The organism is Algibacter sp. (genome assembly GCF_049667265.1).
In the GTDB taxonomy this organism is placed as follows: domain Bacteria; phylum Bacteroidota; class Bacteroidia; order Flavobacteriales; family Flavobacteriaceae; genus Algibacter_B.
In genome coordinates this window covers 1-3,773 of record NZ_JBATHX010000287.1, presented here as the reverse complement: position 1 = coordinate 3,773, position 3,773 = coordinate 1, and the positions used below count along the sequence as shown (strand labels likewise).

Genomic DNA, 3,773 nt, shown 5'->3' with positions numbered 1-3,773 from the left:
TAATTGTTCCGTTAAAAGGAGCAGTAATATTACTGTAAGTAAATTGTGCGTTAATTTCGTTTTTCATTTGATTAGCCGATTCTAAACGTGCTTTTGCCATTTCAAAATTGGCAGTTATATCATCCATTTCTTTTTGAGATGCACTATTATCTGCAAATAAGTTTTTGTAACGGTTATAATCTTTTTGTGCATTGTTAAAGGCTGCAGTAGCTTCTGTAATACCTGCATTTACTTGCGCACGTTTAGCTTGTAAATCAGCATTGTTTATAGATACTAATAATTGCCCTTTACGCACTTTATCTCCAACATTTACGTATACTTTGTTTACGTAACCCATCATTCTAGTACTTAGGTCTGCACTATTCGTGGCTTGTATTTTTCCGCTCACAGATAAAAATGGATTGTTATCGTTAGCTTCAACCTGGCTCACTTTTACAGCAATTGCCGGCGAATTATCTGCCATTGCTTTTTTGTCTTCACTTCCGCAACTTGCAATTAATAAGGCGATAGCTAGTGTTAGGATGGTATATCTTTTTTTCATTTTTATTAATTTATATTCTTAGTTATTATTGTACTTCGACTGCGCTCAGTATGACATTTTAATTTTATTTGTTTTAGACTGAATACTGTGACTGCCTAATGCAAACTGTTTTTTATTCTTTAGTTAAAAATTGTAAATATGCTTGCGCGTAATTGTATTCAAAAATGGTTTGGTAATATTCTAATTGCTTTTGTGCAAATTGAGTTTCTGCAATCAATAAATCAGAGGTTTTTTCAAGTCCTTCTTTAAATCTATTGGTTCTGATTTTTAACGATTCTTCTGACTGCTCTAAGGCTAAAGCCGTTAGTTTCAATTTGTTTTCGGCATCCAATAAAGCACGTTTTGATTTATTCAATTCTAAATTACTTTGTGATACGTATTGTTGATACTCAAGTTTTGATTTTTCGAATTCTGCTTTACTTTTCTGCGCTTTTCCAAAACGTTTCGAACCTTGAAAAATATCCCAACTTAGTTGTGCTCCAAATAAATAGCCATTGGCATCTGCTTGAAAAATTTGATCGTCATATAATTCGTAACTCCCAAAAGCATTTAATCTTGGTAAGAACGCCATTTTATCAGCTTTATTCATGGCTTCATAAGCATTTGAAGCCAATTGCATAGCTTTAATATCTGAACGATTTTCGGAAACTGTTTTGTCTTCTAGATTAGTTGTAAAAACCGTTAGTTCGTCTGCTGGTGTGTAAACCACATATGTTTCATCATTCATTAAAAACGACAATTAGTTGGATGCGTTTTGCACATTACTTTTTGCCATTTGTAACTGGTTTTGAACTTCGGTTACTCGAACTTCAACATTCAAAACATCTGCACGTTGTAAATAACCTTGTTTAAAACTATTATCCGCCAGTTCTTTATTGGCATTTGCAGCTTCTAACGCTTTTTCTAAAACAGCCACCGCTTTGTAAGACAATTGTAACTGCATGTATGCTTTGTCCACTTCAAACGCTAAATAATCTTGAGTGCGTTCTGTTTTTAAAGACATAGCTTCCATTTTAGATTTGGCAGCTTTACGTTGATAAATACCATCAATATTGATTAATGGTTGTTGGATTTCGAACTTAGTAGCGTAGTTTTCAATCTGAGAAGGATTGTTTAACAACGCAGGATTAAAATCTGATGCCGTTAAAATTTCTTGATTTAATTTGGAACCAAATGCCATTAAAGGGTTTGTAGTCGCCATAGCTGTATGGCTTGCCGAAATGTTTGGTAAAAATACAGCGTTAGTTTGTCTGAAATCTGCTCTAGCTTGATTAAATTCTTCTTGAGAAATTTTAATACTTGTATTACTTTCTGAAACCTTATTTAAGACTTCAGATTTTGTTATGGACACTAATTCTTGTGCTTTTAAAGTGCAGTTAAAAAGCAATCCGAATAGTATGATTATAAAAGTTGTTCTTTTCATCTTTAAATTATTTCTGTTGCAAAACTACCTGTATTGATATTGTAAGTTTGTAACTAATGTTACTTGCCGTCCGTTACCTTTTTTCATAGATTGAATTTCTGGTTGCACAAAAAATGGAAATAAAATCATTAGAAGACATAGGATTATAAAAACCAAAGCCACTATCTTTTTTGTAATGGGTTCTTTGACTATTTTTTTATAAACATTTACTATAATCTTCCAATGGAAAACAATGTGGGTTATTAATAAACCCAGCAGAACAAATCCTAAAATAAGATGTATCATTCCCCATTGATGTCTATCTAAACCTAATAAATAAAGCTCTACTTTTTGTCCATAAACATCCCAACGTTCTTGACCAGGTATTAAGGTATATTTTATTAAAAATCCAGTACCTATAATTGCAGACATGCATAATGTCATAATAGTGTTTATGGCAAAATTTAAGATAGGTTTTCGAAATGTGTTTTCAGATTTACTCATTTTAAATATTACTTTTTAGAAACATATATAAATGTATACTCAGAAGAGAATTGCTACAATGATATCTATCAGGTAGGATAGTTATAAGAGAATAAATTATTTGCAAAAAAAAAGCACTCAAGTAATTGAGTGCTTCTATTTGCTATTAATCAATAAAAAACCAAATTTAATCTTTCTTTTAAAAATCCTTAGACTAATAATGAAATCAAATAAATTGAATATTTTAGATGTGCAAATATACTAGAGTTAACCATATTATTTTGTGACAAATGTTACATAAAAAAAGGCATTCTTATTCAAGAATGCCTTTACAATCATCTAAATAAATAGTAGTCACCCATAATTAGAATGCTGTCTTTAAATCAATTACATTTTTCGTTATCTGCAGATACAATAGTATTATACGCTTCTTGAGTTAAAAACTGTGGTATATAAGTATCTCCACCTTTTTCAATATTTGAAACAAAACTTCTTAAATGATTTCTTGACCCACATTGTAAGCTTTCAAAAACAGTTGTTATTTCTGCATTGTTAGTGTCATTTATATTTGTTTGTAAATCCACAATGTCTAAATCTTCAATAGTTGCTCCAATTTGTAATGCATTAGCTTGATTTATCGCACCATCAATAACAAATTGATCATAAAAATTTTGTAAATCTTGGTTCGCAAATTCGCCAACAGGTAAAATAGTATAGGCTACGTTATATTGAATTAATAAACTCTCAACTGAATTCATGTGTGTTTGTTCACTTTTTTGAATATTAGCAAACTGATTTATAGTCCATAAATCATCTAAATACATATAGGTGTCTCTTGCTAGTTTTTCTTCTTCTAACATAAATAGTAAGGCTGTTTTATCAGATTCTGTTAAGGTTTGATTTTTAATATCATCGGTTATGGAATCATTATTATCGCTACATGCAGATATTAAGGTGAATGAAAGAGATACTATGAGAATAGGAATTAATCTGATAAATTTTGACTTTTTCATGACGTTTAAATTAAAATTATAATATAAATTTCCGAAATAAAAATCTAATTATCAGTAATATAAGTTACATAAGAGCATAAAAAAAAGAGAGCCATAAAAGCTCTCTTTTTAGAGATATTAATTTAAATTAATATCTTACTAACCAACCAAAAAAACTGATAACCACATCAGTTAACTTTAATATTATTGAATGACATATGCATTCATATTTAATTTATTTTGCACGTTCTCTTGTACCTCCATGTCCACCAGCTACAATAACCATAATTTTAATACTTAAAATTATAAACTTGAAAAACTGAAGAAACGGATTCATCATTCTAAACCGCATTCT

Annotated in this window: 3 protein-coding genes and 1 pseudogene; all 4 read right to left on the bottom strand. The window is 30.1% G+C overall.

Translation table 11 applies throughout. The annotated features are described in order from the left end of the window. The coding region (locus WBN21_RS10670) for an efflux RND transporter periplasmic adaptor subunit (protein ID WP_424200113.1) at window positions 1–541 on the bottom strand (541 nt) is incomplete at its 3' end. Between the two features lie 112 nt (window positions 542–653). Further along, window positions 654–1,964, bottom strand: a pseudogene (locus WBN21_RS10665) (TolC family protein). 24 nt (window positions 1,965–1,988) lie between these two features. After that, window positions 1,989–2,447, bottom strand: coding sequence for a DUF4405 domain-containing protein (locus WBN21_RS10660; RefSeq protein WP_424200111.1), 459 nt, complete (start codon window positions 2,445–2,447; stop codon window positions 1,989–1,991). Window positions 2,448–2,809: 362 nt separating this feature from the next. Further along, a complete protein-coding gene (locus WBN21_RS10655) occupies window positions 2,810–3,439 on the bottom strand; it encodes a DUF2202 domain-containing protein (RefSeq protein WP_424200109.1) in 630 nt (209 codons plus the stop codon). Window positions 3,440–3,773: the final 334 nt, after the last annotated feature.

Excerpts from the sequence above, each read along its gene's own strand:
- WBN21_RS10660 (WP_424200111.1), bottom strand. The coding sequence starts at position 2,447 with ATGAGTAAATCTGAAAACACATTTCGAAAACCTATCTTAAATTTTGCC.
- WBN21_RS10655 (WP_424200109.1), bottom strand. The coding sequence starts at position 3,439 with ATGAAAAAGTCAAAATTTATCAGATTAATTCCTATTCTCATAGTATCT.